The sequence below is a fragment of the Paenibacillus sp. BIC5C1 genome (assembly GCF_032399705.1).
Lineage (GTDB): Bacteria > Bacillota > Bacilli > Paenibacillales > Paenibacillaceae > Paenibacillus > Paenibacillus taichungensis_A.
Genome location: NZ_CP135922.1, coordinates 414,300 through 438,955 on the forward strand (window position 1 = coordinate 414,300; position 24,656 = coordinate 438,955).

A 24,656-nucleotide genomic window follows, 5' to 3' on the forward strand; every position below is an offset into this window, starting at 1 on the left:
AAAGATCATTCTGCCCTTTGTTTACGTATGGAAGGATGGTTACGGGTTACTGACGACGGTGACTTTCTTTTCCGTTAAGTAGTATACGAGTGCCAGCAGAGGCATTAACAGACCAATCAATGTAGTGAGACTCCAACCTCCATGCGCGTAGGACCAACTGCCAAGAGATGATCCAATTGCGCCCCCTACAAAAAAGATCGACATAAATATCCCGTTTACGCGTCCTCTTGCTTCGCTCAACGAATAGATAATGCGCTGTCCCAGTACCAGATTACCCGAAACCGCCATATCCAGTGTGATGGCAACAACCACAAGCAGAATAAGGGTAGCGGTAGAATGACCCTGGAACAGATAGGCAAGCCCAAAAGATGCAGCCGCGATGACCATGGCGAGTCCGGTTAATATACGGGTTAAACCTTTATCTGCCCATCTTCCGGCAATAGGTGCTGCGATGGCACCCCCAACACCAGCCAGTGCAAACCAGGCAATTCCCTGTTGGGACATGCCATACTCATTGGCGAGCTGCAAGGGAACTGTAGTCCAGAACAAGCTGAAGGCGCCAAACAGACTGGCCTGATAGAGGGCTCGGCGGCGAAGCAAAGGAAATGTTTTGAGCAGGGAACCCAATGACAGAATTAATTGTCCGTACTTCATCGCAGGTTGTGGCTGACGTGCAGGAAGTGCGCGTGACAGGAGCAGTGTAAGCAATAAGATAATGATTGCAGAGAAGACAAAAACTGCTTGCCAGCCGAGCAGGCTCGTAATAAAACTTGCGACTGGCCGAGCCAGCATGATGCCCAGCAGCAGACCACTCATCACGTTGCCGACAACCCGACCGCGTTGCTCCTCAGAAGTGAGGTAGGTGGCATAAGGAACCAGAATTTGCGCAACGACGGAACTGATACCGATGACAAGGGAAGCCGTCAGAAATAATACGGCATGGGAAGAGAAGGCGGCTCCAATCAATGCAACGACTAGAATGATGAGGAAAAAAGTTACCAGTCGCTTATTCTCCAAAATGTCACTGAGCGGAACGATAAACAGCAGGCCAATAACATACCCGATCTGTGTTAACGTCACAATCAGTCCAGCAGCAGCGGAGGAAAGCCCTGTTGTAACGCTGATAGGCCCTATAACGGTCTGAGCATAATACAGGTTTGCAACAATCAGCCCGCACGCCGCAGCCAAAAGTAAAATCAACCAGCTTGGAACTGAATTTGCCTTCACATCAGGTTGCATATCCATAAGTTTAACCCTCCACTTGTTCTCAAATTATTTTTTATTAAAGTACACTTGTATTGAATTTATTAATTCCTAAACGGTGCGTTTACTAATTACAAGTATATAATAAACTAAACGTTTAGTATTGTAAATGGACGTGGGGATTTTTGTTGTCAAAGTAAGGTAAGCACAAAATTGTTTAATGGATTGGTGTTTTAGTATAATGAACGTATAGTTTTTATGAATTACAGATGCATTTGTTACACCAAGGAGGGTTTATGATGACAGCCAAAAGAGGGCGTCCCCGCAATGTGGAAACCCAGAATGCGATTCTTGCAGCTTCCTATGAATTATTACTGGAACATGGCTTCGGAGTGGTTACGATCGAAAAAATTGCTGAACGTGCTAAGGTGAGCAAAGCAACGATATATAAATGGTGGCCCAATAAAGGTGCTGTCATTATGGATGGGTACATGTCTGCGGCAAAGGCAAGATTGCCTGTACCGGATACAGGATCGGTATTTGAGGATGTGCGCATTCATGCGAGCAATCTGGTTGATTTTTTGAGCAGCCGGGAAGGAAAAGTGATCACACAGATTGTCGGAGAGGGACAGTCTGATCCAGGACTTGCAGAAGAATACCGAACTAGATACATTCAGCCTCGTCGGCGCGAAGCGTGGGGGATTTTTGAAAAAGGTATAGAACGGGGACAGTTGAAAAAAGATTGTGACATCGGACTGTGCATAGACCTCGTCTATGGAGCGATGTTCTATCGCATGTTGGTGACTGGCGAACCGTTAGATACTGAATTTGTACAGCGTTCGTTGGTTTCCTTGTTTGAAGGTATTAAATCTGGATCATAGAAAAAGACATCTTGGGGGAGGGATAGGGCGATTCGCAAGAATCACCCTTGTTGCAAAAGGCTTGTTGATGAATGGGGAACGTGTGGAGAATTGCGAACTACACCTGGAAGATCGGTGAGATGGCAGGGGGCCATGAATCGGGAGAAGGCGAAGTGGAAGAGGGAAGAGACTCGTTCAAGAGTGGGGGCTCGTTCCATATGAAACTAGGTATCTCGCGTCGTAACACTGGCGCTACATCCTGGGCAAAGCGTTCTACCTGCTCCAACTGCTCCGCATGGCTGAGTCCATCGACGCTGATACTCAGTACCTGATGTCCATATGCGGCATGGTAGTTCAGGATCTTCTCAATGACCTGCTCTGGACTACCAATCAGTACAGGGCCATGCGCAATGTTATCCTCCAGGTCCTTAAAAGGCGACTGGTTGTGCTGCGCAGCGGCCGTAGCATGAAAGGCCTCATAATAAGGCGTATAACGCCGGATCGCTTCTTCGCGTGTATTCGCGAGGTATAGGCTTCCTGCTCCGGAGCCAACCACCGCTCGGTTCGCATCATGACCATAATAGTCGAGACGCTCCCGGTAATGGTCAATTAACGCTTTGTATTTGGCCTGCGGGTGGAAGGAATTCGAGCTAAATATCGGTTCGCCATACTTGGCTGCAAGCTCGGTAGAGCGGGTGCTCGATGCGCTGCCATGCCAGATCGGAATGGATTGCTGGAGTGGTCTCGGCTGAGTGGTAACCTCTTGAAGGGGAGGGCGATACTTTCCCTGCCAGGTTACATTCTCTTCAGTCCACAGTCGTTTCAGCAGTTCGTAGCGCTCACCGAGCGAATCCCATTGTTCCTCTTCGCTAATGCCAAATAGGGGATAGTGCCGAGGATCATTGCCTTTCCCGATGATCATCTCCAGCCGCCCGCCCGATAATTGATCCAGCGTGGCATAATCCTCGGCAACTCGTACCGGATCAAGTATACTGAGAACAGTGACCGTTGTTAGCAACCGGATACGTGAAGTCGCAGCAGCGACGGCGGTTAGCACAACGGGAGGCGAGGAAGACAGAAAAGGTGCACCATGCCGCTCGCCGATCCCGTATGCATCGAATCCCAGCCGTTCGGCCAGTTTGGCTTGTTCCAAAATATTGTGGAACTTCTGTTGTGTTGTTAGTGATTCACCAGTTACGGCATTTGGAAGATTCATCATGAGACTAAATAGGGCAAATTTCATCTAACCATCCCCTTGGATTGGATTGGAAAAGCACCTGGGTTGTCTATTCCCATGGAAATAGTAGGATATTCAAGCTGAAGCTAACTTTACCATGTTGCCAGGCATTCTTCTAATGGATTTTTTCTATAAGGCGGATTAAAGCTGCTTAAACCTAAACATATAGGCAGGAAATTGCCACGATTTTTATTGACCGCTGTAAAATTTAGGATTAAAATTGTACATATCATATAAATTCAAATTTATGGATTTTCATTGTGGAGGTGGGAGACATGGAACCTACAACTACGATACGCTCCTTTATTGAGGACTACATCAGGAAACAGGGCTATACCCTGCAATACTTTGCCGATATATCGGGTGTGAACGCTGGAACGTTAAGTGCGATCATCAAAGGGACGCGGCCAATCGCCATGGCTCAACTGGATCTGATTACCCAAGGCATGAAGCTGGAAGAGGGGCATTTCTACGAAATTTACGGCGCTGAGTGTTTTGTGGAGTCTGCACCGCATTGGAGGAGACTGGAACCTTTTCTGCAACGTTGCGCCGAGCTGGACAAGCTCGAATGTATTCAGAGGGTAATCCAGCAAGTGACGGATGATCGATCCTATATTTCCGAATTGTTCGAGATGGCAGAAGGCATGCTTGAGCGAGGACAAAAGAAAGCGGCCCGCATGTTATATGAATGCGTTGCAGAGTGTGAGAAGTACCAACACTCGGAACGTCTCGCGTTGTGCCAGTATCGTATTTTCACATTATCTCTGGGTCAGGATCAGCATGAAAATCTCAGGGCGGCCGTGCACTTCGAGCCATATATTAATCGGCTGGATGAAGAGCGGCAACTGGATGCGATCAAGGATCTGGCGAATACATATTTGGCTTTGAGATATTGGGACAAGTTATTTTCCCTTTCTGATGAGTTGGATCAGAAAACGAAAATTTTACAATCGTATACAAAGAAAATAACGGATAAAAGTAATCGATTAACCGCTTATCCCTTATTTGTATATAGAGCATATTCAAATTTACTTAAATCCTCCGCATGTGAGAGGCAAGGAAAATATGCAGAGGCACTACATTATACAGAGATCTATGGAGATCTCATGAAAATTTCTGAACCTGATGAGGAAGATCAGATCTATATTGATAAATTTGCAGGATGGACAGAAGCAAATACCTATCTGTACAGGCTGATGATGGGTGACTTAAATATCTTGCCAGCTTATATTAATTTCATTGAAAATAACGAAACTGAACTTTTGCCAGCAATGATTAATATTTTAGAAGCTGCTAATAAATTCGATAATAATATCGATGACATCCTTTACATGTATAACGCCCGAATTAATTCAGAAATCACTCAATTAAAGGGTTACACTGAACAGGTCAATTCGGATATGTATATCACATTTTTACTTGAACGGACAATTTATCACCTCAATCGTAAACAATATACTGAGGGATTCAAGCAACTGGTCTATTGTCTGAAAGAATCTGTAAAGCTAAACAATCAAACTGATATTATTCGCTGTGTGGCGTTATATGAAAAATATAGGAATATAGCTACTGCGGATATTGAATATCAGTATAAATTAATAATAATGGAGGTACAGAATTATTATGATAAAAAAGAGAATCCTATATTTAATCTTGCTTAGTTTTATTCTTATAAATGTTGGTCAATTAGGTTCATATAATAATTGGTTTCCTATTGAAACACTTCTTACTGTACATGGTGGTGGAGGATTGTAGTAACCAAGCAATGAGGTTGATATATTTTAAAAGGTTTATTTCCGTAATCGGAAGTAAACCTTTTGTAATTTTGCGCACATTGACCATTGTAAAATTCAGGATTAAAAATACATTTATTAAGAACTGATGAATCCTTAAGTTAGTTTGGTTGATGGGGGTGGGAGAATTGAAACTTGCACCTACGATACGCACATATATAGAGAATCACATAAGAGAAAGAGGATATAAACTACAGCAATTCTCAGATGTCACGGGTGTCAACGGTGGTACATTAAGTGCCATCCTCAAGGGCAGCAGATCTCTAGCTATGAATCAGTTGGATCAAATTACATCTGGTATGGGGTTGGAGAAGGGATACTTCTACGAAATGTACGGTGTGGAATGTTTTGTTGAGGCCGCACCTCATTGGAGGCGTTTGGAACCGTTCCTGTATCGCTGCGCTGAACTTAACAAGCTAGGCTGTATTAAAAAGGTAGTCTATCAGGTAACAGATGATCGATCCTATATTTCAGAACTGTTTGAAATGGCAGAAAATCTGTATTCCAAAGAAATGAAGGAAGCGGCGCTTATTTTATATGAATGCGTAGCCGCAGGTGAGAAATATCAGCACTCGGAACGGTTGGCGTTATGCCAGTACCGTATTTTTTTGCTTCATAAAACAATGAGCAAATTCGATAATCTGGCAGCAGCGGTCCAATTGGAACCCTATATTGAGAAATTGGATGAAGAAATACAACTGGATGCTGTTAAAGATTTGGCGAATGTTTATAATACAATACATCATTGGGATAAGGTCTATGAATTGGCCGAAGAACTGGAACGAAAAGTTGATTTTCAACTTGAACTTCAATCTCGAAGACGTAAAAATAGAAAAAGAACCGCCTTTTACCCCATATTTACATATAAGGCATATGCGAATTTATTGAAGGCAAGTGTCTGTGAAGCGTGTAAGCAATATGAAAAAGCTCTGGAATATACAGATGTTTACGTGACTGTTATTGAAATCTCTAATCCAACAGAAGAAGAGCAAGAATTAATAGAACGTTTCAAAGGATGGGCGGAGGGAAATCGGTATTTATACCATTTGATGAATGGGAACCATGAGGTTATTGAACCTTATCTGAATTACCTGGAGGCTAATCCACATGAGATTTTAATAGCATTCGTAAATATTGTGCAAGCAGCTAACCAGCACTCACTGGATATTGATTATGCCTTGGATAGATTCGATCCTTATATTAAACAATTCAACACGGATATGCATTTAAAAGGGACGTACAATATGCAAATGTTGAATCATAGATATATACGTTTTTATTATGAATTAGCGAAGTACAGACTCAACCAACAAAGATACGCAACGGGGATTGACAAGTTACTCAAGAGCCTGGAGCTATCATCATCAAGTAACGATGACCTAATGTCTATTAAATCTATTGATTTGTACGGGAAATTCAGAATGCATGTAACGAACCAGCAGGACGAGCAGTACACTGGGTTAATAGAGGGCCTGAGCTCACAACATTTTGGAATTAGAACTAAAAGTGTATAATTACTGGGAGCTAATCTTGCTTGGCCACCTTTTCAAAAAGACCTAAAATTTTGCAAAGCATTACATTATGAATTTTTAGATAAATGCACCCTAAAATAGGTTGAAAAAGGGGTGCATGCTGTGAGAGAAATCAAGCAGATCAAAGATCAAATCGAGCAGAATCGGCAACATTTGCGTCGGTTGGTGGAGAAACATGGCATGCATGATGATAAGGTCCTCAAGCAGTCTATGGTGCTGGATGAACTAATTAATAAATATATTCGACTAAGAGAGAAATAACTAATTATTAATGCTGGTACCCTCTTCTAAAATCCACCTATAGGTGGACCTCTTTATCCACCCGGTTGTGGACGCTAGAGCGACGTTCTCCCTGCTATGCTTAAAGCATCAAATCAAGCAAATTACAGGGGGAACAACGTATGACGACGAGCATGTGGGTTCAGATGATCATCATGTTTGCAGTTTTAGTAATCACTTCAATTGGGCGAAAGCCAGTACGTTATTATCGTTTATTGCTGCCTTTCGTTATTATGGGTTATTATGCATTCAAATTCCTTAAAGATATGACTTTTACAGGCAATAATGTACTGTTTTTGTTGGTGGCCGTGATTGTAGGGGCGTTATTTGGAATGATTGTGCTGGGAATAACACGTATGGAATTCGATGCAACGGCAGGTAAGTGGTATACCCGAGTGGGGATAGGTAGTGTGGTCGTTTGGGCGGCGGCATTCCTGCTACGCATTCTGCCGGTGGAATGGATTACGCATCATCCGCAGCAAGCATATCAGTATGCAACTGAGCATCAACTGGATCTTCAGAATATCGGTCCTGCATTTATATTAATGACTGCTGCTATGGTGTTGGTGCGTGTAGCAGGGATTCTATTCCGCTCCAGAGTGAGTAAAGTTCAGCATACGATTGGAACATAATTTATAACGTGTTTCTGTCTTTTGCTTCTGGGTTAAGATTCTCTATTTTTTCGAGAGTTCGATATGTAGCTGAATGTGAGGAATACACATCTATATATTGTAGTTGTGACAATTTTCACGGATTAATGCAAAATGTTGTGTTATGAAAGTATTCCTCTGTAAATAAACATTTTATTTTGCAAAGGAATAAAATATGAATTTTTTGGCAATGTATCCTAAAATGTTTTAAAAAGAGGGGGTGCATGCTGTGAGAGAACCGAAGCAGATTAGAGACCAAATCGAACAGAACAGGCATGAGTTAAGTCGTTTGGCGGAATATCATGGCATGCAAGACTACAAAGTCCTTCAACAATCGATGGTATTAGACGAGTTAATTAATGAATATAATCGCTTCAAATATAAAAAACACTTTATGAAAAGACAGCCGATTGCATAATGCAGTCGGTTTTTTTGTGCAATAGAAGAGAAGTCGACTGTAGCGATACAGTCGGCTTTTTTGTGTTTCCCGGAAGACCAGCACTTCAATCTTGAAATTCCGTACCAATCCCATGATTGGCAGGATAGCCAATGATCAATAAAACTGGATATGATGACCCCAGTTATATCCAGCTTGATCTGTGAAGGGGGATCATACAATGATCGGAGGGGGAGGGATGAATGGAAATGATGGACAAGGTACAGGATTATTTTGGAAGAAACATGAACCTGCGCACCAAGCTGCTCCTATTGTTCCTGGGGATGACCTTGCTGCCGCTAAGCTTGCAGGGCGTGGTGAATTACCTGCATTTCTCGCAAACGATTGATCGCAAGACAGAGCAGTTCACCATTGATATGGTTCGCCAGATTAATACCAATCTGAATCGGCTGCTCAAGGACTTCGAGCGGTTGTCGCTCTTGCCGCTCTACGATCAGATGGTGCTCGGCATTCTGGGCAAATACAATGCTCCGATGGGATCGGGTACATGGGCGAGGTCCGATGACTATCTGAAAATGAAGCTCTACACGTCCGGTCAAGCGTATGACCGACCGGAAATTCGTGGCATCCATCTGATCAGCAACAGCGGTATTTTGTTCTCCAATCTGGATTCGCTGGCAGTAAATCCGGTATGGGACAGCAGGCAGGATGACTGGTTTGCAGAGCTTAACGGCTCGGATGGGGAATGGCGTCTGCTTCCTCCGCACGATCCAAGCTATTACACGGGCAGTCATGAAGAGCCGTATATATCAGTTGCCCGTGAGATACGTGATCCGGGTACTCTCCAGCGACTGGGTTATATTCTGATCGACATCCGGCTGGAAGCCTTCGGCCAACTCTTGTCCAATCTGAATTTTGAGCAAAATGCGAGCCTGATGATTGTCGACGGCAAGCAGCGTCTCCTGTTCGAACGCACCTCAGCAGGGGGTCTGTCTGCATACGACCAACTGTTAACGCATGGCCAGCTTCAAGGCTACGCAGGCAACCAAAAGGTTGTCCTTGATGGGAAGTCCTATCTGTACGTACAGCACCATTCCAGTTATTCAGGACTTTCGGTGATCAGCCTTACACCTATTGCCGTTATTCAGAAGGAGTCGGGCGAGATGCTCACGTTTACGTTTGGGTTCGCTGTGTTATGTATGGCGGCCGTAGCAGTTCTCGCTGTTCTCTTACCCTATCGTATAACGAGACCATTAATTCGACTGAAACACAATATGATTCGAGTAGAGCAGGGAGATTTTAGCCAGCGCGTAGCGCACTTCAGCAATGATGAGTTCGGGCAGATTAGCCGGGGTTTTAACCGAATGATGGAAGAGATTAACCGACTGTTTAACGAAGTATTTCTGCTGGGCATTCAAGAGCGAGAAGCGGAGTTGTCAGCATTGCAGAGCCAGATTAATCCCCATTTTATATACAACACATTGGAGTCCATCAACATGATGGCGGTGCGCCAGAAGCACGCTGAAGTGTCTGATATGGTGACGGCACTTGGCAAGCTGCTGCGTTATACGATTGATAAGGTGGACCGGAGGGTTCCGCTTCAGGAAGAACTGGCTTTTGTACAATCCTATGTACGCATTCAACAGGTACGTTATGATGGCAAGCTGGAAGTAATCTATGACATCGATGAAGCCATTACAGAGTGTCTGATTCCCAAGCTGATATTGCAACCGCTGGTGGAGAACGCTGTCTACCATGGCATTGAAGGGCAGGCCGGTGGCGGAGTGATCTGGGTGTCTGCATTGAAATTTGATGATGAGCTGCTGCTGATTATTGTGCGTGATAATGGCAAAGGCATGGCTCAGGTAGAGATTGATGAATTAAATGAATCCATTGCTCGGCAGCCTTCCAATGAGGCATTGCGCTGTCATGCGGGGGACAGGCTGGGACTTAACAATATCGCCCAAAGGCTCCGCCTCATGTATGGGGAAGGTGGCAGCCTGAGCGTGGATGGCAGTCCTGGGCAGGGCCTGGCGGTCACGATATCCATTCAATTTCAACCGAAAGGGGAATGAAGCGCATGTATAAAGTATTGCTTGTGGAGGATGAGACGGTCATCCGTCAGGGGCTGAGAGAGCTGATTGTACAGGCAGCTCCTCAGTTCGAGGTAACAGGTGAAGCTTCGAGCGGAATCGAGGCACTGGATTTTCTGAGATGTGAAGTACCGGATGTGTTGATCACGGATATTCGCATGCGTGAAATGGACGGGCTGACACTGGTATCCAAAGCAAGAGATATGTACCCTGAATTGCTGATGATCATCATTAGCGGCTACGGCGAGTTTGAATATGCACGCAAGGCAATGGAATACGGGGTGTTGAACTATCTGCTGAAGCCGATTGAACGTCATGAACTGGCATTATGCATCCAAAAAATTCAATTGCTGCTGGACCGCAGGTACGGCATTTCAACCCTTCCAGTCACGGAGTTATCTGGGAAAGCAGAGCACTCTGCAGGAGATACGCGGAAGATTATCCGCGATGTGAAGGAGCACATCAAGCAGCATCCCGATGGGGATCTGCGACTTCAGACCATAGCAGCTCTGGTTAATCTGAACCCAACCTATCTGAGCCAGCTGTTCAAGAGCGAAACAGGAACCAATTACTCCGAATACATCGCTGAGTCTCGTATGGAACGGGCCAAGTGGCTGCTGGTTAACACAGGGCTCAAAATCTATGATGTTGCAAGGTTATCCGGGCATCAGAGTCCCAAGCACTTCATGCTGGTGTTCAAGCAGCAGGTGGGATGGACAGCAGGAGAATATCGTGACCGATTCAGTATTTCTTGAAAAACCATACCATTTCTATAATTGACGTGATTTATGAGAGGCCGATGCCTTCGTTATACTTTGGTTGCACATGTATACCACTAAGTCCATAAGGGGGATTTTCATGAAAAAAGCAGGACTGATATTGATACTCTTACTCATGATGATTGCTTCAATCGGGTGCACAAGCTCCAAATCCGGAAGTGATCCTGGGCAAGCAGCCGGGGAGAATGGAGAGGTTGAGCTGAAATTCATGATGTGGGGCAATCAGGCACATATGGATGTATACAACAAGCTGATCGATGGCTTCACGCAGGAAAATCCAGGCATCAAGGTGACGATGGAATCCGTCCCTTTCGCGGAATACCAGCAAAAAATTTCGGTGCTTGCCGCTGGCGGCTCTCTCCCGGATATCGCCTGGGTATCGGAGCGGATGGTGCCCCAGTTCAAATCCAATCACATTCTGGCTGATGTATCCGAGTTCAAGGATGATGCACAGTTCAAGCTGGATGATTATATACCAAGTACATTGGATTTGTTCCGTGATGGAGATCAACTGCTAGGGCTGCCTTTCTCCACACCTCCAGTGGTCATGTTCTACAATAAAACGCTGTTCGACAAAGCAGGCCTGACCGACCCCAATACACTTGCCAGCCAAGGACAATGGACATGGGAACAGTTCGAGAATTCTGCCAAGGCGATTACCAGCAAGGAGGCGACCAACCGGATCTATGGCGCCAACTTCTTTCGCGATTGGAAGACCTGGGCTGTGCTCTCCTCGTATTCCTGGTCCAATGGCAGCGGCCCGTTCGACGAAGGCATGACGAAGTTCACCTGGAACGATGCCTATGGCGTACAGACCTTTGAACTGCTGGAGCGCATGATGTTCACCGATGAATCGCATCCAAAAGCAGGTGAGCAGGTCAGCTTCGATGCTGGCAATGTAGGCATGTTCTTTGATAACTACAGCTATGTCTCCAAAGCAAGAGAGATTACCGATTTTGAGTGGAGTATCGCTCCCATGCCTTCCGGCTCACAGGGCAGCGTACCGATGCTGGGGCAGGCTGGATATGCCATGTTCAACGACAGCAAACATCCGGAGGAAACCAAGAAGCTGTTGAAGTATTTTGCCAGCGAGCAGGGCATTCAGGCGACGGCCACCTATTTTGTGCCTCCGCGTACCTCTGTGCTGAACTCCGATGCGTTCATTAATCAGCCGAATAATCCGAGCAAGGAGCATATTGTGCAGGCGGTGATTAATGAAATGCCAAAAGCGCGCTTGATTCCCGGTCATATCCGTTGGCAGGATATCGATAATGCGGTGTTGCAGGGATTTGACCGACTGTTCGCCCGTTCAGCGACACCTGAGGATAATCTGAAGCAAATGCAGGAAGAGATCCAAAGCGTACTGCAGCAATAAATCATTTTATTGAAACAGGAGGTGGTGAACATGATGGGCAAATTCAAGGAATTGCTTGATCGGAAATCTCTATCACTTGTGGTCAGCTTACCCGAGAACGATCTATCTTTGGCCCGGGCAGCAATGGAAGAGGGCGCTGATGCACTGAAGGTGCATTATAATGTCGGCCATCGTGCCAGTGGGAATCATTTTGGTCCACTGGATAACTATGCCGAAGTTTTTCAGGTGATCCGTAGCGAGTTTGGCGGCCCGCTTGGGGTCGTGCCGTCCGGCAGTATTGATGGAGCAAGGCGGGAGGATGTGGAGCGCCTTTCGGGGATGGGCTTTGACTTCTATTCCATCTATGCACATCACTTGCCGTCCTTCATGCTGAATGACCTGGGGTTGGACCCCACGTTTGCAATTAATGACGAATATGAACCTTCCCTCGTAACGTCAGCGGCTCATTACGGCTTCGCAGCCCTGGAGGCATCCATTGTGCCTGGGAATGAATATGGTACACCGCTAAGCTTTGCGGATGTGCTCAAATATCGCCGCCTGGTCTTGCAGGGACAGATTCCGGTATTGGTTCCTTCCCAGCGTAAGCTGGTGCCAGAGGATGTTCGGGTGCTGCACGATACTGGGGTCAAGGCGATCATGCTTGGAGCGGTCGTAACAGGCAAAACGGAGGATCAGCTTCGAAGGGCTGTTCACGGGTTCCGCAATGCGGTGGACAGTCTGAACCGTCCGGACCATATAAGTTGAACTAAACATGTACAAGAGAACGTAGAGGACAGAAATAACCTGAAGAAACGGAGCTACAAGCTTTCTGAAGGAAAGCTGCATCGGAAGCATACACTTCGCCTTTATCCCCGGATTTCCCCCTTTGTAAAATTGAATCAAAAAAATCTGGGGATAACAGCGATCGGAAGGTTGTTCTGTCATCGGAGTGGCAAGTGTAAATATTCGTTTCAGGGAAGAAATTTGATAAAGGGGAGGGCCTAACTGTGACCCATTCACGCAAGCGTACAGGAAGAGGTCCGCTCGCCAGAGAGGCCCAGATCGCGGGATGGCTGTTTGTATCACCTATGGTGCTCGGGTTTACCCTGCTGCTGCTGTTTCCCATGGGTTTGGCGCTATACATGAGCCTGACCGACTGGCCGCTGCTGGGGGATCATCATTTTATTGGACTGGAGAATTACCGGAATGTGATGACAGACGCCATGTTCTGGAAGGTGCTTGCCAATACGGTCTATTTCACTGCGGGGCTTGTGCCGCTTAATATTGTGCTCGCGCTGCTGCTTGCGTTGCTGCTATCCAGAAGTTTGCGCGGCATCGGGATTTTTCGAACAGCTATCTTCGTTCCGGTCATGACCTCGCTGATTGTATGGTCCATCGTGTGGAAGCTGATGTATGCCACAGAGTCGGGACTGATCAATCAGCTTCTGTTGATGATCGGTATCAAGGGTCCGGCATGGCTCTACAACCAGGATCTGGCGATGCCTGCAGTTATTGTGACGAGTGTACTGAAAAATGTGGGCCTCAATATGGTGCTGTTCATTGCAGCCATTCAGCAAGTACCGCGTTCACTTTACGAAGCGGCAACACTGGACGGCGCGGGCAGAAGGGGAACCTTCTTTCATGTCACGCTGCCCATGATTACGCCAACGGTGTTTTTAACCATGGTCATGACTGTGATTGGCTCGCTTAAGGTGTTTGGACAGATCTACGTCATGACACAGGGAGGGCCGAGCAACAGCACGAAGGTATTGGTCTATTATATCTGGGAAAAAGCATTCAAATTATTTCAGTTCGGCTACGCCTCTTCGCTTGCCTATGTGCTTTTCTTTATCGTGCTAATTCTGACGCTGCTGCAATGGCAGCTTCGAAAGAGGTGGGTATTCAATGAAGGCGATGCCTAATCCTTCGATTCGCAAGACTGGCAGTGCCCTGGGGACGTACTTGCTGCTGACACTGATCTCGCTGATCATGATTGTTCCATTTATCTGGATGATATCGACGTCATTCAAGGAGCCTCAGAGCATATTTACCTATCCACCCCAATGGATACCGGATACCTTCCGATTTCAGAACTACATCGATGTCTTTCGATTGATTCCGTTTCATCGTTTTTATTTTAACAGTGTATATATTGCTGCTGTGGTTGTGCTGGGTACGGTGTTCTTTGCATCTCTCGCCGGGTACGCATTTGCCAAAATTCCGTTCAAGGGACGTAATGTGGTATTTCTCATCCTGCTGAGTGCGATGATGATTCCCCATGAGGTGACGGCAATCCCGATGTTTCTGTTCATGCGGCAGCTGGGGTGGATTGATACACATCTTCCGCTGATTTTACTGCCGATATTTGGGGCGGGCGGTGTGTTTGGCATCTTTGTGATGCGGCAGTTCTTCATTACGGTACCCACCGAGCTGGAAGAAGCGGCGATGATTGACGGTTGCAACCGATTCCGGATCTATGCTCGTATTATGCTCCCCATTGCCAAGCCCGGCATGGCAACGCTGACGATCTTTACTTTTGTGACGATCTGGAATGAGTTTTTCGATCCGTTGATTTTCATTAACTCGCGAGAATTAATGACGCTGCCGCTTGGGTTATCCTTGTTCACGGATGAAGTGGGTACGGCCTGGCAATATCTGATGAGCGCCACCGTCATGGCGACTTTGCCGCTGCTGATTGTCTTTTTCCTGGCACAACGGCGCTTCATTGAGGGGGTTGCCATGACAGGACTGAAAGAGTAGTCCATGCAATAGAACGGAAGGAGTGATAACTTGAGTGAACGGATAAGGATGAGTATGAAAAAGGAAGAAGCGGATGTGGTTGTTGTGGGAGGGGGTCCGGCGGGTATAGCGGCAGCCATCGCTGCTGGACGACAAGGTGTTCGAGTAGTACTTGTGGAGCGGTACGGGTTCGTTGGAGGAATGTCGACTGCCGCCATGGTCTATCCTTGGATGACTTTCCATACGGAGAGTGGTGAACAGGTGATTCGGGGTATCGCCCAGGAAATCGTTGACCGACTTCAGGCGCGCGGCGGCTCTCCGGGGCATCTTCGTGATACGGTTGGATTTGTGCACACCGTTACGCCTTATCATCCGGCGATCTATCAAGTGGTTGCGGCGGAGATGCTGCAGGAGGCAGGTGTGCGGCTGTTATTGCACAGCTTCGTAGATGAAGTGGTTATGTTGGATGATCGGATAGAGGCGGTACGTCTGACGAACAAGTCTGGCCGAATGGAGCTCAGAGCGAACGTATTCGTGGATGCCAGCGGTGATGCGGATGCGGCTTATCTTGCGGGCGCTTCTATTGCAAAGGGGCGAGATGGCGATAACCAATCACAGCCGATGACCATGAAATTTCGAATGCGTGGTGTGGACCTTGGACGAGTAAAACAATATATGCAGGAGCACCCTGAGGATTTCTATGCCAAAACCCCCTTCTCCGAACTGGACAGTATTCCGTTAACCGGGGTGAGTGGCTTCTATTCCCAATGGAAAAAAGCAGGTGTGCCGATTAATCGTGATCAGGTATTGTTTTTTACCGGTCCTGCTGAAGATGAAGTATTGATTAACTGCACCCGGGTACAGGGGTTGGATGCTACAGATGCAGAAGATCTGACCTCTGCTGAACAGGAAGGCAGGAAGCAGGTGCTGATGATCGCTGAGTTTTTGCAGCGTGACGTGCCTGGATTCGAGCGGGCTTCGATCTCAGCAGTAGCACCTCAGATCGGTATCCGTGAATCCAGGCGAATCATGGGACACTATGCATTGACCAAGGACGATGTGGTTGCAGGGCGAAAATTTGACGATGTAATCGCCAGAAGTGGCTATCCGATTGATATTCATGATCCCTCCGGTCAAGGCGTCGTAGCGGCCTTTATAGAAGGAGACGGAGCATACGATATTCCGTACCGCTCTCTGATCTCCCGTAATATTCGTAATCTGCTGGCGGCAGGTCGATGTATCTCTACCACACATGAGGCTCACGCAACGACAAGGCTGACTCCAAGCTGCATGGCTACGGGGCAGGCGGCGGGAACAGCATCTGCTTTAGCTGTTCAGATGAAGCTAGATCCGTTGGAACTGCCGGTAGCGGTGCTGCAAAAGGAACTACGTTGTAACGGAGCAGCGATTTGAGGGATGATTCCTGTGCGAGCAGACTATGATGAAATCCAAATAAGACTCCAAAACCACTATTGAAGTGGAGCTGGAGTCTTATTTGGGTTGTAATGGGGGTTGCAATGGAAGCGTCAATCATCTGATCATCAAGTCATTCGTGCTTCAAGCCGCCGCGCCACAATGGACAACGTGTAGTTGATGACGAAGTACAATACGGCTGCGAGCAGCAGGGCAGGGATGACGTAATCGAAGCTCTGACCACCGAGGATCTGCACATTGTGCATCAGTTCCGGCAAGGAGATGATGATCGCCAGTGAAGTATCCTTCAACAAAGAGATGAACTGGCTCACCATCGGTGGCGACATACGTCGCAAAGCCTGGGGCATGATGATGCCGCCAAGTGTCTGCATATAGCTCAGGCCGGAGGAGCGGGCGGCTTCCACCTGTCCGCGCTCGATCGATTTGAGTCCGCTGCGGACGATCTCTGCGATCATGGCGCCTTCGAACAGACTTAGTCCAACAACCGTGGACCAGAAGACGGACATTTTGATCCCGAGCTGGGGAAGTACGATATGAATGAAGAAAATGATCAGCAGCAGCGGCAGATTCCGGATCGTATCCACGATGACGGCCACAATCTGTGACAGGACCGGAATTCGGGTGTATCGAACGGTACCGAGCACGGTACCGAGAACAAAGCTGAATACAATCGACAACCCTGCCACTTGCAGGGTAATCAGGAATCCGTGCAGCAGGAAACGAAGGTTGGGCCAGGCGTAGGCCCCGCTAAAGTCCATGGATCATCGGCCTCCTTCTGTGAGTTGGACAAGGGTTAGAATGACTGTCTGTTTTACATGGTGACCTGACCCGTTGGTTTGTTCTTTTTTGGTTTGCCTTTGGCGCGGCTGGCATCCGCATCACTTTGTCCTAAACGGCGCTCCATATAGTGAACCAGGAAGCTGAGCGGCAAAGTCAGCACCAGGTAGAACAGTGCAACAATGGTGTAGACGCTCAGCGGCAGGAACGTATCCGAGTTGATCAGATCGGCAAAATACATCAGATCCATGCCTGCTACAACCGCTAGGATGGATGAGTTTTTGACCAGATTGATAAACTGGTTGCCAATGGACGGCAATACAATCTTGATCGCTTGTGGCAAAATGATCAGGTTCATGGCCTGTACGTAGGACAGACCGGAAGATCTCGCAGCCTCTAACTGCCCGCGAGGGACTGTCTGAATGCCCGCCCGGATCGCTTCGGCAATGAAAGCGGCCGTATAGATGGTAAGACCGAGTGTACCCGAGATGAAGCCATCCAATGAAATGCCGAGTGCCGGCAATCCTAGATAGAAGAAAAACACGACAAGCAGCAGCGGGATGTTACGGATAAACTCCACAAAAGCCGTGCCGATCCAGTTGAGTGGTTTGATGGGGGATATCCGAAAGATAGCCATGATTGCACCCAGAATAAAGCTGCCAATCAAGGCCATGATGCTCACCTGGATGGTATTGAGGAACCCTTCCAGGAATCGATCCGAATGTTTAATCAGTACGCTGAAGTCCAATTTGCCCATGTAGGCAAAGCCTCCGTTCTCCAGATGTAGAAGCGACGATTGCATCCTGCTCATGCATTGCATATTACAGGCGAGGTCGCCGCTTAACCATCATTAATCGGGGTTACTCTGGCTTGCTGCCCAGCCATTTTTCATGCAACGTATCATATTCACCGCTGTCTTTCATGCTTTTGAGCAGGCTGTTTACTTCTTCGACGAAGGCTGTGTCGCCTTTGCGAATCGCTATGCCGTAAGGTTCGCTCGTGAAATTGCCACCAACCAGCTTGTAGTTGTTATCTGTCTGCTGCATGCCGATCAGGATGATGTTATCGGTCGTCAGAGCTTCGCCTTTGCCCGCTTTGAGGGCTGTGAAGGCATCCTGATAGTTATCGAATTCCAGCACCTCGGCATTTGGGGCTTTTTCGCGAATGTTTTGCGCAGAGGTCGAGCCTTTGACGGCAAGAACCTTCACACCGTCGAGACTTTCCAGACCGGTAATCGCGCTATCATTTTTCACAAGTAGGGACTGCCCGGCTTCAAAATAGACATCACTGAAATCGACTTGTTCCTTGCGTTCATCTGTAATCGTCATCGTAGCGATGATGAGATCAATATCGCCGTTTTGTAGCATCGGAATGCGAGTTTTGGACGTTACTTCCTTCAGTTCTACCTTTGTTTCGTCTCCAAGAATTTGTTTGGCGAGTGCTTTGGCGATATCAATATCGAATCCTTCGACTTCGCCACTTGCAGGGTCCTTCAAACCGAACAATTTGGTGTCATATTTCACGCCGGCAATGAGCTTGCCGCGCTCTTTAATCTGTTCAATCGTGCCTTTGGCTTCTGCATTCCCACCAGAACCACCGCTGCTGCTACTTTCCTCTCCCGTGCTACAACCGGACAAGACAAGGGATAGAATCAGAACAAGCATAAACGACGGCCACTTTAATACATTTTTCATTTGGTAAAGACCCCTTTCAAAATGGATTATTCTCAGTGGTGAATCAGACGACTCAGAAATTGCTTGGCCCGTTCTTCTCTCGGGTTGTCGAAAAATTCAGCGGCGGAGGCTTCTTCCACAATTCGGCCTTCATCCATAAAGATGACTCGGTCTGCGACCTCGCGGGCAAAGCCCATCTCATGTGTAACGACGACCATTGTCATCCCGTTATGGGCAAGAGACCGCATGACATCCAGAACTTCCCCGATCATTTCGGGATCCAGTGCAGAGGTGGGTTCATCAAAAAGCATGATTTTGGGCTCCATGGCAAGACCTCTTGCAATGGCTACACGCTGCTGTTGTCCACCGGACAATTGGGAAGGATAACTGTCTGCCTTGTCGGCAATGCCTACACGGGTCAGATACTTCATTGCCGTAGAGGCTGCCTGTGCTTTGGGCTGTTTACGCACCTTCATGGGTGCAAGGGTAATGTTATCGATGACTTTTTTGTGAGGGTAGAGATTGAAGTGTTGAAATACCATGCCGATGTCACGGCGGAAGAGGTTGATGTCCACCTTTTTCTGATGTAAAGGGACACCACTGACGACAAGTTCACCTTCAGTAATCGTCTCCAGACGATTGATGCAGCGGAGCAATGTACTTTTGCCTGAGCCGGAAGGGCCGATAATGACAACGACTTCTCCTTCTTCGATGTGAAGATGAATATCTTTGAGGACATGAAAATGGCCAAAATGTTTCTGGACACCCCTAAATTCAATCAAGAGACCCCATCCTTTCTGCAACATCTGTTTGTAAAAGGAATAATAAGGAATAAATTGAAACTAGTTATTTAATCATACATACTCATCCTGCTAAAGGCAATTGGTTTGTGATAAAACATGACATAAGTAATGGGTTTTATAGGGCTATAGCCAGTAATTATGTTATATGTTTGTTATATTGGTAGCCTCTTTGTGACGAATCCTGACTGAAAAATGAATCCATTCTCCTAGTTGTTTTACAACCATTGGAATAGATGTATAGAGTATACTGGAAGGGATGTTTACTTTATGACTCTGATCATGAAAACAAATAACATCAAATTCTGAATCGTACATGGCAAAAAAGCTCAACCTTATGCCCTATGGCATTGATATGATGGAGCGAGAATGCGCTTTCCAATAAGCGATGCAATACTAAAAATAGTCCGATCCAATTATAGGTAGAGAGGATGTTCTGAACGATGAATACATATTACTCCCCACTTGATACAGGAGAAGGTGTTAAATCCGATACGAAAGCTTATGAAGTGAGTTTACCTGTCATCCCTGCACAGGATTTTCAGATTACGGATTATGGTGCGGTAGGGGATGGATTGACGGATAATACCGAGATGTTTCGACTGGCTATAGCAGCTTGTGCAGAAGCGGGAGGTGGCCGACTTGTCATTCCAGCGGGTGTTTGGTTAACGGGTCCGATTGTTCTCCGCAGTCGAATTGAGCTTCATGCTCAGGCGGGTGCTCTGGTAACGTTCATCCGTAATTTCGATCAATATCCCCTGATTGCGTCCAGCTTCGAGGGTTGGAAGGCAGTGCGGTGTCAGTCCCCTATTGATGGTGAGCAGTTGGAGGATATTGCGATCACGGGTGAGGGGGTTTGGGATGGCGGTGGAGAGGCATGGCGTCCGGTGAAACGATCGAAGATGACTGCCTCGCAGTGGAATCGACTGGTCTCTTCGGGTGGTGTAGTGGAGCATGCTGGCGGAGACGAAGCCATTTGGTGGCCGTCGACTTCTGCTCTTGAAGGTGGTGCGGTTGCGAATCGTCTGCATCTGGAGCAAGTGTATGATGTGGCTGCTTATGAGGAAGTCAGAGACTTTTTGCGTCCTAACATGGTCAGCTTGCGTCAATGTAAACGAGTGCTTTTGGACGGTCCGACGTTCCAGAACTCGCCTGCATGGAATCTGCATCCGTGGGCATCCGAGCATGTCACAATTCGTAACGTAAGTGTACGGAATCCATGGTTTTCCCAGAATGGTGATGGGCTTGATATCGAATCCTGCCGTCATGTCCTTGTGGAGCAAAGTGTATTCGATGTTGGTGATGATGCGATCTGTCTGAAATCCGGCAAGGATGCAGAAGGTCGTGAACTTGGTCTGCCTTCGGAATATATTACAATCCGCGATTGCACCGTGTATCACGGTCATGGCGGTTTTGTCATTGGCAGTGAAATGTCCGGTGGCGTGCGGCATGTCCGGGTCTCGGATTGTACGTTTATTGGAACGGATATTGGGCTTCGCTTCAAAAGCGCGCGTGGGCGCGGCGGGGTCGTTGAGGATATTCAGGTGGAGCGCATTTATATGAAGGATATCATAATGGAGGCTATCTCGTTTTCCTTTTTCTATGCCAATCAGGAGGGTTCCGCTCGTGGTAGCGACTTGGCTCAGGAGGTCAGTGAGGAGACACCGGTGTTCCGGGATATTCGAATATCGCAGGTGGTCTGCGCAGGGGCAGAAACCGCGTTATTGGTGAGTGCTCTGCCGGAAATGCCATTGGATGGTCTGGTCATTCAGGGATATACGGTGACGGCTCGTAACGGGGTGCAATGCGCTCATGCGAAGCACCTGCGAATCGCCGATATGAACGCATATATTACCGAAGGATCGTTAATTCATTTGCACCAGTGTAAGGGGGCGGAGCTGGAAGCGATTGAGGGCATGGGCGCAGACGGTCGGCTTCTAATGGTGACAGGACATGAATCGGCAGGGATCGTATGCCGGGAAAGTGATGCAGATACGGAGGGACGCCAAATCTCGGTTGGTCCTGAAGTAAGAAGTGGTGTAATTATCCGCAGGTAAAAAGGGGCCAAACTAGTATACGTTTAGCATATCACCGCGGGCATCTCCTGGCGCGCGGTGTCATGATAGGTTGTCTTATGACAGACGTCCTGCCTCGCTAGTCGCTTTGAAGATCTATCGATGTTCTTTGCGATAGCGAAGCGGCGTCGTCCCGGTCACCTGTTTAAACGTTTTATTAAAATGGGCTGTATGCTCAAATCCTACCTTCTCCGCAATCATTTGCACCCGTTCCTGAGTGGACAGTAAACGTCTCTGTGCCTCCCGGACCCGGGTAACACGCAAATATTCGCTGAAGCGAAACCCGGTAAAACGGCTGAACATCCGGCTCAAATAAGATGGACTGATATAAAATCGTGTTGCGGCCTCTTCTAATGTGAGGGGCTCGGTATAATGATTGTTCACGTAAGTGACGATCTCACTGATCTTATCCTGCATGGGATGATGGGGGACCGGAGAAGATTGCCGAGTATCTTCTTCAACCCGGTGGATCTGAATCAGAATCTGGGCAAGCAGGCTTCTCACCACGATGTCATAATGAGGGCGCCGCTCCCGGCATTCTTGCAGCATCTGCCACAGCATTCGTTCGATCTCGGGCTGTTCCGCATCAGGGAAGTGCAGCAGCCTTGAATGATCGAAGGGGAGCAGACCACATATTCCAAGCTCCATCCCGGTTGCAAAAGAAGGTGAGAATCCGATCAGGATTCGTTCAAAGCCGGGAAGGCTTCCTTTGGATGTAGTATGTACATCATGGGGATTGATCAGGATCAAATCACCTTTGCGGGCGGTAAGAAGCTGACCATTCATGGAATAGACACGTTCTCCTTCAAGCAGATAATACAGTTCGTAAAAAGGGTGGGCATGAGGCTGTGGCATGGCGTTCCCGTCGTGTCTGCTCATATGTTCAATGGTGAATGAACTCTCGCCAATTCGATATTTGGGTCCAATGCGATCCTCTATAACACTCATAACACGTCTCCCCTCTGCGCCAGCTGATTTACGGTTAATATCCATATCATAACGGAAAATCCAGTTTGTTGTAAACGCTATCATTCGAATGAGGGCCCGAATAGACGAAATGAATGGAATGCGGGTGGAATGATTTTCGGCAAGCTTAGATATGCTGTAAAGGTGACAAAAGTCTATTCATGTTTTACAGTAGGGGGAGTGAGGCTAACCTCTGGATAGGGGTGTCTCCAATTCGATTTGGAAGGAAGGAAATAGAATATGACGACACATGAATTATCGCCACTCGTTGCTGCACTGAATATGCAGCCACACGTTGAAGGCGGTTGGTATAAGGAAGAATGGAAGGCATCGTATCAAATTCCCCAATCCGTACTGCCGGATACATACTCAGGTCCTCGATTCTCGGCAAGTTCGACATACTTCCTGCTGCACGCGCATGAAGTCTCGGAATGGCATACCGTTTTGTCAGACGAGCTCTGGTTGTGGCATAGCGGCAGTCCGATTGAATTGAAATTGGGCGGCAACGGAGAAAATCCGGAAAATGAAGAAGTACTCGTGTTGGGTATGGATATTGCTGCGGGTCAATCGCCGCAGGTACTTGTTCCAGCCGGAGTATGGCAAACCGCACGTCCGCTGGGTGATGAACCTGTACTGGTCACGTGTGTAGTAGCTCCAGGTTTCCATTTTGATGATTTCAAACTGGTATCCAAAGGCTAATATAACCATAAATGAACAAGCAAAATCCCGATCCAGGTGCGTGTGCATCTGGATCGGGATTTTTTGATATTCTCTATATAAGCTGAACTAAAGATTATTTACACCTGCACTCCGATGACAGAATAACCTTCCAATCGCTGTTATCCCCAGATTTTTTTGATTCCCTTTTCTTAAGGGGGAAATCCGGTGATAAGCCTATGCTTACGACGTAGCTTTCTTGCAGAAAGCTTTCAGGCGAACGCTTCGCTTTTTCAGGTTTTTTCTGTCCTCTCCGTTTCTGTGTAAATGATTAGTTCAACTTATATAACTTTGATTATATATTGAGGTTAGAAGTTAAAGTTGTCCGGATCGGAACCAAAACGTTTATTCTCGTTCAATTGATTAATGCGTTCGATTTCTTCCGTGGTTAACTCAAAATCAAACAGGTCTGCGTTATCGCGAATGCGCTGTGGTGTAACGGATTTAGGTATGGTTACAATACCATTTTGCAGATCCCAACGCAGTATGACCTGTGCCGGTGATTTGCTGTACTTGGCAGCGATCTCCAGAAGAAGCGGATGCTCCAGCAAATGTCCTTGACCCAGTGGAGACCAGGCTTCAATCTGGATCTGATGTTTGCTGCAATACTCCCTTAGCTCCGTTTGGATCAACAGCGGATGCAGTTCCACCTGATTCACAGCAGGTTTAATGGTGGCATCGGTCATGAGGTCCTCCAGATGGTGGATCTGGAAGTTGCTCACTCCAATGGCGCGGATGCGTCCTTCCTTATGCAGCTTCTCCAGCGCTCTCCAGGTATCCTTGTACTTGCCTTTGACAGGCCAGTGGATTAGATAGAGATCGAAATATTCCAGTTCGAGTCGTTCCATGCTTGCTTCAAAAGCCGCCAGTGTGGATTCGTAACCTTGGTCTCCGTTCCACACTTTGGTGGTAATGAACAGATCCTCGCGGGCGATTCCGGATTCACGAATACCCTGAGCTACACCGGTTTCGTTGTTATACGCTTTTGCAGTATCGATACTGCGATAACCTGCCTGAATGGCCGTTTTGACGGCATCAACCACTTCTTCTCCATCTTTAACTTTGAATACGCCAAAACCCAGCCAAGGCATTTTGACTCCGTTATAAAGTGTCGTTGTGTCCTGCACGTGTTTCATGGTCCGAAATTCCTCCTCTGATTCATTCATTATTCCATTATGTAATTACCCTGTTGACCGCCAGCCAATCCTAAATGAAGGGCCGTCTGTATTGATTATACTAAAACCTTTTTGGTAATGGAAAAGAATACGACCATTTCGATAGGGAAAACCCCTCTTTTA

The 24,656-nt window shown here is 47.2% G+C and carries 23 protein-coding genes; 15 read left to right on the top strand and 8 right to left on the bottom strand.

Translation table 11 applies throughout. The features are described from left to right. Positions 1–39: 39 nt before the first annotated feature. Entirely contained in the window at positions 40–1,239 is a 1,200-nt protein-coding gene (locus tag RS891_RS02000; RefSeq protein WP_397386929.1) for an MFS transporter, read from the bottom strand. A gap of 263 nt (positions 1,240–1,502) precedes the next feature. Between RS891_RS02000 and RS891_RS02005 the strand changes: the two genes are divergently transcribed. Further along, complete coding sequence (locus RS891_RS02005; protein WP_113055273.1) at positions 1,503–2,084, top strand: TetR/AcrR family transcriptional regulator; 582 nt, start codon at positions 1,503–1,505, stop codon at positions 2,082–2,084. Positions 2,085–2,181: 97 nt separating this feature from the next. On the opposite strand, the gene RS891_RS02010 is transcribed toward RS891_RS02005, so the two are convergent. Next, positions 2,182–3,306, bottom strand: coding sequence for an LLM class flavin-dependent oxidoreductase (locus RS891_RS02010; protein ID WP_113055272.1), 1,125 nt, complete (start codon positions 3,304–3,306; stop codon positions 2,182–2,184). 410 nt (positions 3,307–3,716) lie between these two features. On the opposite strand from RS891_RS02010, the gene RS891_RS02015 reads away from it, so the two are divergent. From RS891_RS02015 to RS891_RS02070, 12 genes are all read left to right on the top strand, one after another. Continuing rightward, positions 3,717–4,961, top strand: a complete 1,245-nt coding sequence (locus RS891_RS02015) for a transcriptional regulator (protein WP_315794286.1) — start codon at positions 3,717–3,719, stop codon at positions 4,959–4,961. 260 nt (positions 4,962–5,221) lie between these two features. Further along, complete coding sequence (locus tag RS891_RS02020; RefSeq protein WP_315794287.1) at positions 5,222–6,607, top strand: XRE family transcriptional regulator; 1,386 nt, start codon at positions 5,222–5,224, stop codon at positions 6,605–6,607. A gap of 120 nt (positions 6,608–6,727) precedes the next feature. Next, on the top strand, positions 6,728–6,886 hold the full coding sequence (locus RS891_RS02025; protein WP_315794288.1) for an aspartyl-phosphate phosphatase Spo0E family protein: 159 nt from the start codon (positions 6,728–6,730) through the stop codon (positions 6,884–6,886). Between the two features lie 140 nt (positions 6,887–7,026). Continuing rightward, the gene (locus RS891_RS02030; RefSeq protein ID WP_113055262.1) at positions 7,027–7,536 is read left to right on the top strand and encodes a DUF1453 family protein; all 510 of its coding nucleotides are present in this window, start codon (positions 7,027–7,029) and stop codon (positions 7,534–7,536) included. Positions 7,537–7,783: 247 nt separating this feature from the next. Further along, on the top strand, positions 7,784–7,972 hold the full coding sequence (locus RS891_RS02035; RefSeq protein ID WP_064642743.1) for an aspartyl-phosphate phosphatase Spo0E family protein: 189 nt from the start codon (positions 7,784–7,786) through the stop codon (positions 7,970–7,972). Between the two features lie 221 nt (positions 7,973–8,193). Then, the gene (locus RS891_RS02040; protein ID WP_315794289.1) at positions 8,194–10,026 is read left to right on the top strand and encodes a cache domain-containing sensor histidine kinase; all 1,833 of its coding nucleotides are present in this window, start codon (positions 8,194–8,196) and stop codon (positions 10,024–10,026) included. Between the two features lie 5 nt (positions 10,027–10,031). Then, the gene (locus RS891_RS02045; RefSeq protein WP_113055259.1) at positions 10,032–10,799 is read left to right on the top strand and encodes a response regulator transcription factor; all 768 of its coding nucleotides are present in this window, start codon (positions 10,032–10,034) and stop codon (positions 10,797–10,799) included. Between the two features lie 103 nt (positions 10,800–10,902). Further along, positions 10,903–12,198 (top strand): ABC transporter substrate-binding protein, encoded by a 1,296-nt coding sequence (locus RS891_RS02050; RefSeq protein WP_315794290.1) that lies wholly within the window; start codon positions 10,903–10,905, stop codon positions 12,196–12,198. 30 nt (positions 12,199–12,228) lie between these two features. Further along, positions 12,229–12,942, top strand: coding sequence for a hypothetical protein (locus tag RS891_RS02055; protein WP_315794291.1), 714 nt, complete (start codon positions 12,229–12,231; stop codon positions 12,940–12,942). Positions 12,943–13,184: 242 nt separating this feature from the next. Then, complete coding sequence (locus tag RS891_RS02060; protein WP_079695868.1) at positions 13,185–14,099, top strand: carbohydrate ABC transporter permease; 915 nt, start codon at positions 13,185–13,187, stop codon at positions 14,097–14,099. Next, complete coding sequence (locus RS891_RS02065; RefSeq protein WP_113055256.1) at positions 14,083–14,937, top strand: carbohydrate ABC transporter permease; 855 nt, start codon at positions 14,083–14,085, stop codon at positions 14,935–14,937. The genes RS891_RS02060 and RS891_RS02065 overlap by 17 nt, the downstream gene beginning before the upstream one ends. Before the next feature lie 54 nt (positions 14,938–14,991). Continuing rightward, positions 14,992–16,329: an FAD-dependent oxidoreductase gene (locus RS891_RS02070; RefSeq protein WP_315796129.1), complete on the top strand. Its 1,338-nt coding sequence runs from the start codon at positions 14,992–14,994 to the stop codon at positions 16,327–16,329. A 128-nt stretch (positions 16,330–16,457) separates the two neighbouring features. Here the strand turns inward: RS891_RS02070 and RS891_RS02075 are convergent, their stop codons facing one another. The 4 genes from RS891_RS02075 to RS891_RS02090 all read right to left on the bottom strand — a co-directional run bounded on the left by RS891_RS02075 (position 16,458) and on the right by RS891_RS02090 (position 19,606). Further along, the gene (locus tag RS891_RS02075) at positions 16,458–17,108 is read right to left on the bottom strand and encodes an amino acid ABC transporter permease (RefSeq protein ID WP_063566273.1); all 651 of its coding nucleotides are present in this window, start codon (positions 17,106–17,108) and stop codon (positions 16,458–16,460) included. 53 nt (positions 17,109–17,161) lie between these two features. Beyond that, positions 17,162–17,884 (bottom strand): amino acid ABC transporter permease, encoded by a 723-nt coding sequence (locus RS891_RS02080; RefSeq protein WP_113055254.1) that lies wholly within the window; start codon positions 17,882–17,884, stop codon positions 17,162–17,164. 103 nt (positions 17,885–17,987) lie between these two features. Further along, entirely contained in the window at positions 17,988–18,821 is an 834-nt protein-coding gene (locus RS891_RS02085; protein WP_113055252.1) for an ABC transporter substrate-binding protein, read from the bottom strand. Positions 18,822–18,853: 32 nt separating this feature from the next. Then, positions 18,854–19,606 (bottom strand): amino acid ABC transporter ATP-binding protein, encoded by a 753-nt coding sequence (locus tag RS891_RS02090; RefSeq protein ID WP_079695864.1) that lies wholly within the window; start codon positions 19,604–19,606, stop codon positions 18,854–18,856. Positions 19,607–20,043: 437 nt separating this feature from the next. Here RS891_RS02090 and RS891_RS02095 point away from each other — a divergent pair, with 437 nt between their 5' ends. After that, the gene (locus RS891_RS02095; RefSeq protein ID WP_315794292.1) at positions 20,044–21,657 is read left to right on the top strand and encodes a glycoside hydrolase family 28 protein; all 1,614 of its coding nucleotides are present in this window, start codon (positions 20,044–20,046) and stop codon (positions 21,655–21,657) included. A 114-nt stretch (positions 21,658–21,771) separates the two neighbouring features. On the opposite strand, the gene RS891_RS02100 is transcribed toward RS891_RS02095, so the two are convergent. Next, positions 21,772–22,623 (bottom strand): helix-turn-helix transcriptional regulator, encoded by an 852-nt coding sequence (locus RS891_RS02100; protein WP_315794293.1) that lies wholly within the window; start codon positions 22,621–22,623, stop codon positions 21,772–21,774. Between the two features lie 258 nt (positions 22,624–22,881). Between RS891_RS02100 and RS891_RS02105 the strand changes: the two genes are divergently transcribed. Continuing rightward, entirely contained in the window at positions 22,882–23,340 is a 459-nt protein-coding gene (locus RS891_RS02105; protein ID WP_109999303.1) for a cupin domain-containing protein, read from the top strand. A gap of 326 nt (positions 23,341–23,666) precedes the next feature. Here RS891_RS02105 and RS891_RS02110 read toward each other — a convergent pair whose 3' ends face one another. Continuing rightward, positions 23,667–24,494: an aldo/keto reductase gene (locus RS891_RS02110; RefSeq protein WP_315794294.1), complete on the bottom strand. Its 828-nt coding sequence runs from the start codon at positions 24,492–24,494 to the stop codon at positions 23,667–23,669. Positions 24,495–24,656: the final 162 nt, after the last annotated feature.

Coding starts and splice junctions, on each gene's coding strand:
- RS891_RS02095 (WP_315794292.1), top strand. CDS start 20,044: ATGAATACATATTACTCCCCACTTGATACAGGAGAAGGTGTTAAATCC.
- RS891_RS02110 (WP_315794294.1), bottom strand. CDS start 24,494: ATGAAACACGTGCAGGACACAACGACACTTTATAACGGAGTCAAAATG.
- RS891_RS02045 (WP_113055259.1), top strand. CDS start 10,032: ATGTATAAAGTATTGCTTGTGGAGGATGAGACGGTCATCCGTCAGGGG.
- RS891_RS02000 (WP_397386929.1), bottom strand. CDS start 1,239: ATGCAACCTGATGTGAAGGCAAATTCAGTTCCAAGCTGGTTGATTTTA.
- RS891_RS02070 (WP_315796129.1), top strand. CDS start 14,992: ATGAAAAAGGAAGAAGCGGATGTGGTTGTTGTGGGAGGGGGTCCGGCG.
- RS891_RS02015 (WP_315794286.1), top strand. CDS start 3,717: ATGGCTCAACTGGATCTGATTACCCAAGGCATGAAGCTGGAAGAGGGG.
- RS891_RS02065 (WP_113055256.1), top strand. CDS start 14,083: ATGAAGGCGATGCCTAATCCTTCGATTCGCAAGACTGGCAGTGCCCTG.
- RS891_RS02075 (WP_063566273.1), bottom strand. CDS start 17,108: ATGGACTTTAGCGGGGCCTACGCCTGGCCCAACCTTCGTTTCCTGCTG.
- RS891_RS02100 (WP_315794293.1), bottom strand. CDS start 22,623: ATGAGTGTTATAGAGGATCGCATTGGACCCAAATATCGAATTGGCGAG.
- RS891_RS02050 (WP_315794290.1), top strand. CDS start 10,903: ATGAAAAAAGCAGGACTGATATTGATACTCTTACTCATGATGATTGCT.
- RS891_RS02030 (WP_113055262.1), top strand. CDS start 7,027: ATGACGACGAGCATGTGGGTTCAGATGATCATCATGTTTGCAGTTTTA.
- RS891_RS02080 (WP_113055254.1), bottom strand. CDS start 17,884: ATGGGCAAATTGGACTTCAGCGTACTGATTAAACATTCGGATCGATTC.
- RS891_RS02040 (WP_315794289.1), top strand. CDS start 8,194: ATGGAAATGATGGACAAGGTACAGGATTATTTTGGAAGAAACATGAAC.
- RS891_RS02090 (WP_079695864.1), bottom strand. CDS start 19,606: ATGTTGCAGAAAGGATGGGGTCTCTTGATTGAATTTAGGGGTGTCCAG.
- RS891_RS02055 (WP_315794291.1), top strand. CDS start 12,229: ATGATGGGCAAATTCAAGGAATTGCTTGATCGGAAATCTCTATCACTT.
- RS891_RS02010 (WP_113055272.1), bottom strand. CDS start 3,306: ATGAAATTTGCCCTATTTAGTCTCATGATGAATCTTCCAAATGCCGTA.
- RS891_RS02105 (WP_109999303.1), top strand. CDS start 22,882: ATGACGACACATGAATTATCGCCACTCGTTGCTGCACTGAATATGCAG.
- RS891_RS02005 (WP_113055273.1), top strand. CDS start 1,503: ATGACAGCCAAAAGAGGGCGTCCCCGCAATGTGGAAACCCAGAATGCG.
- RS891_RS02085 (WP_113055252.1), bottom strand. CDS start 18,821: ATGAAAAATGTATTAAAGTGGCCGTCGTTTATGCTTGTTCTGATTCTA.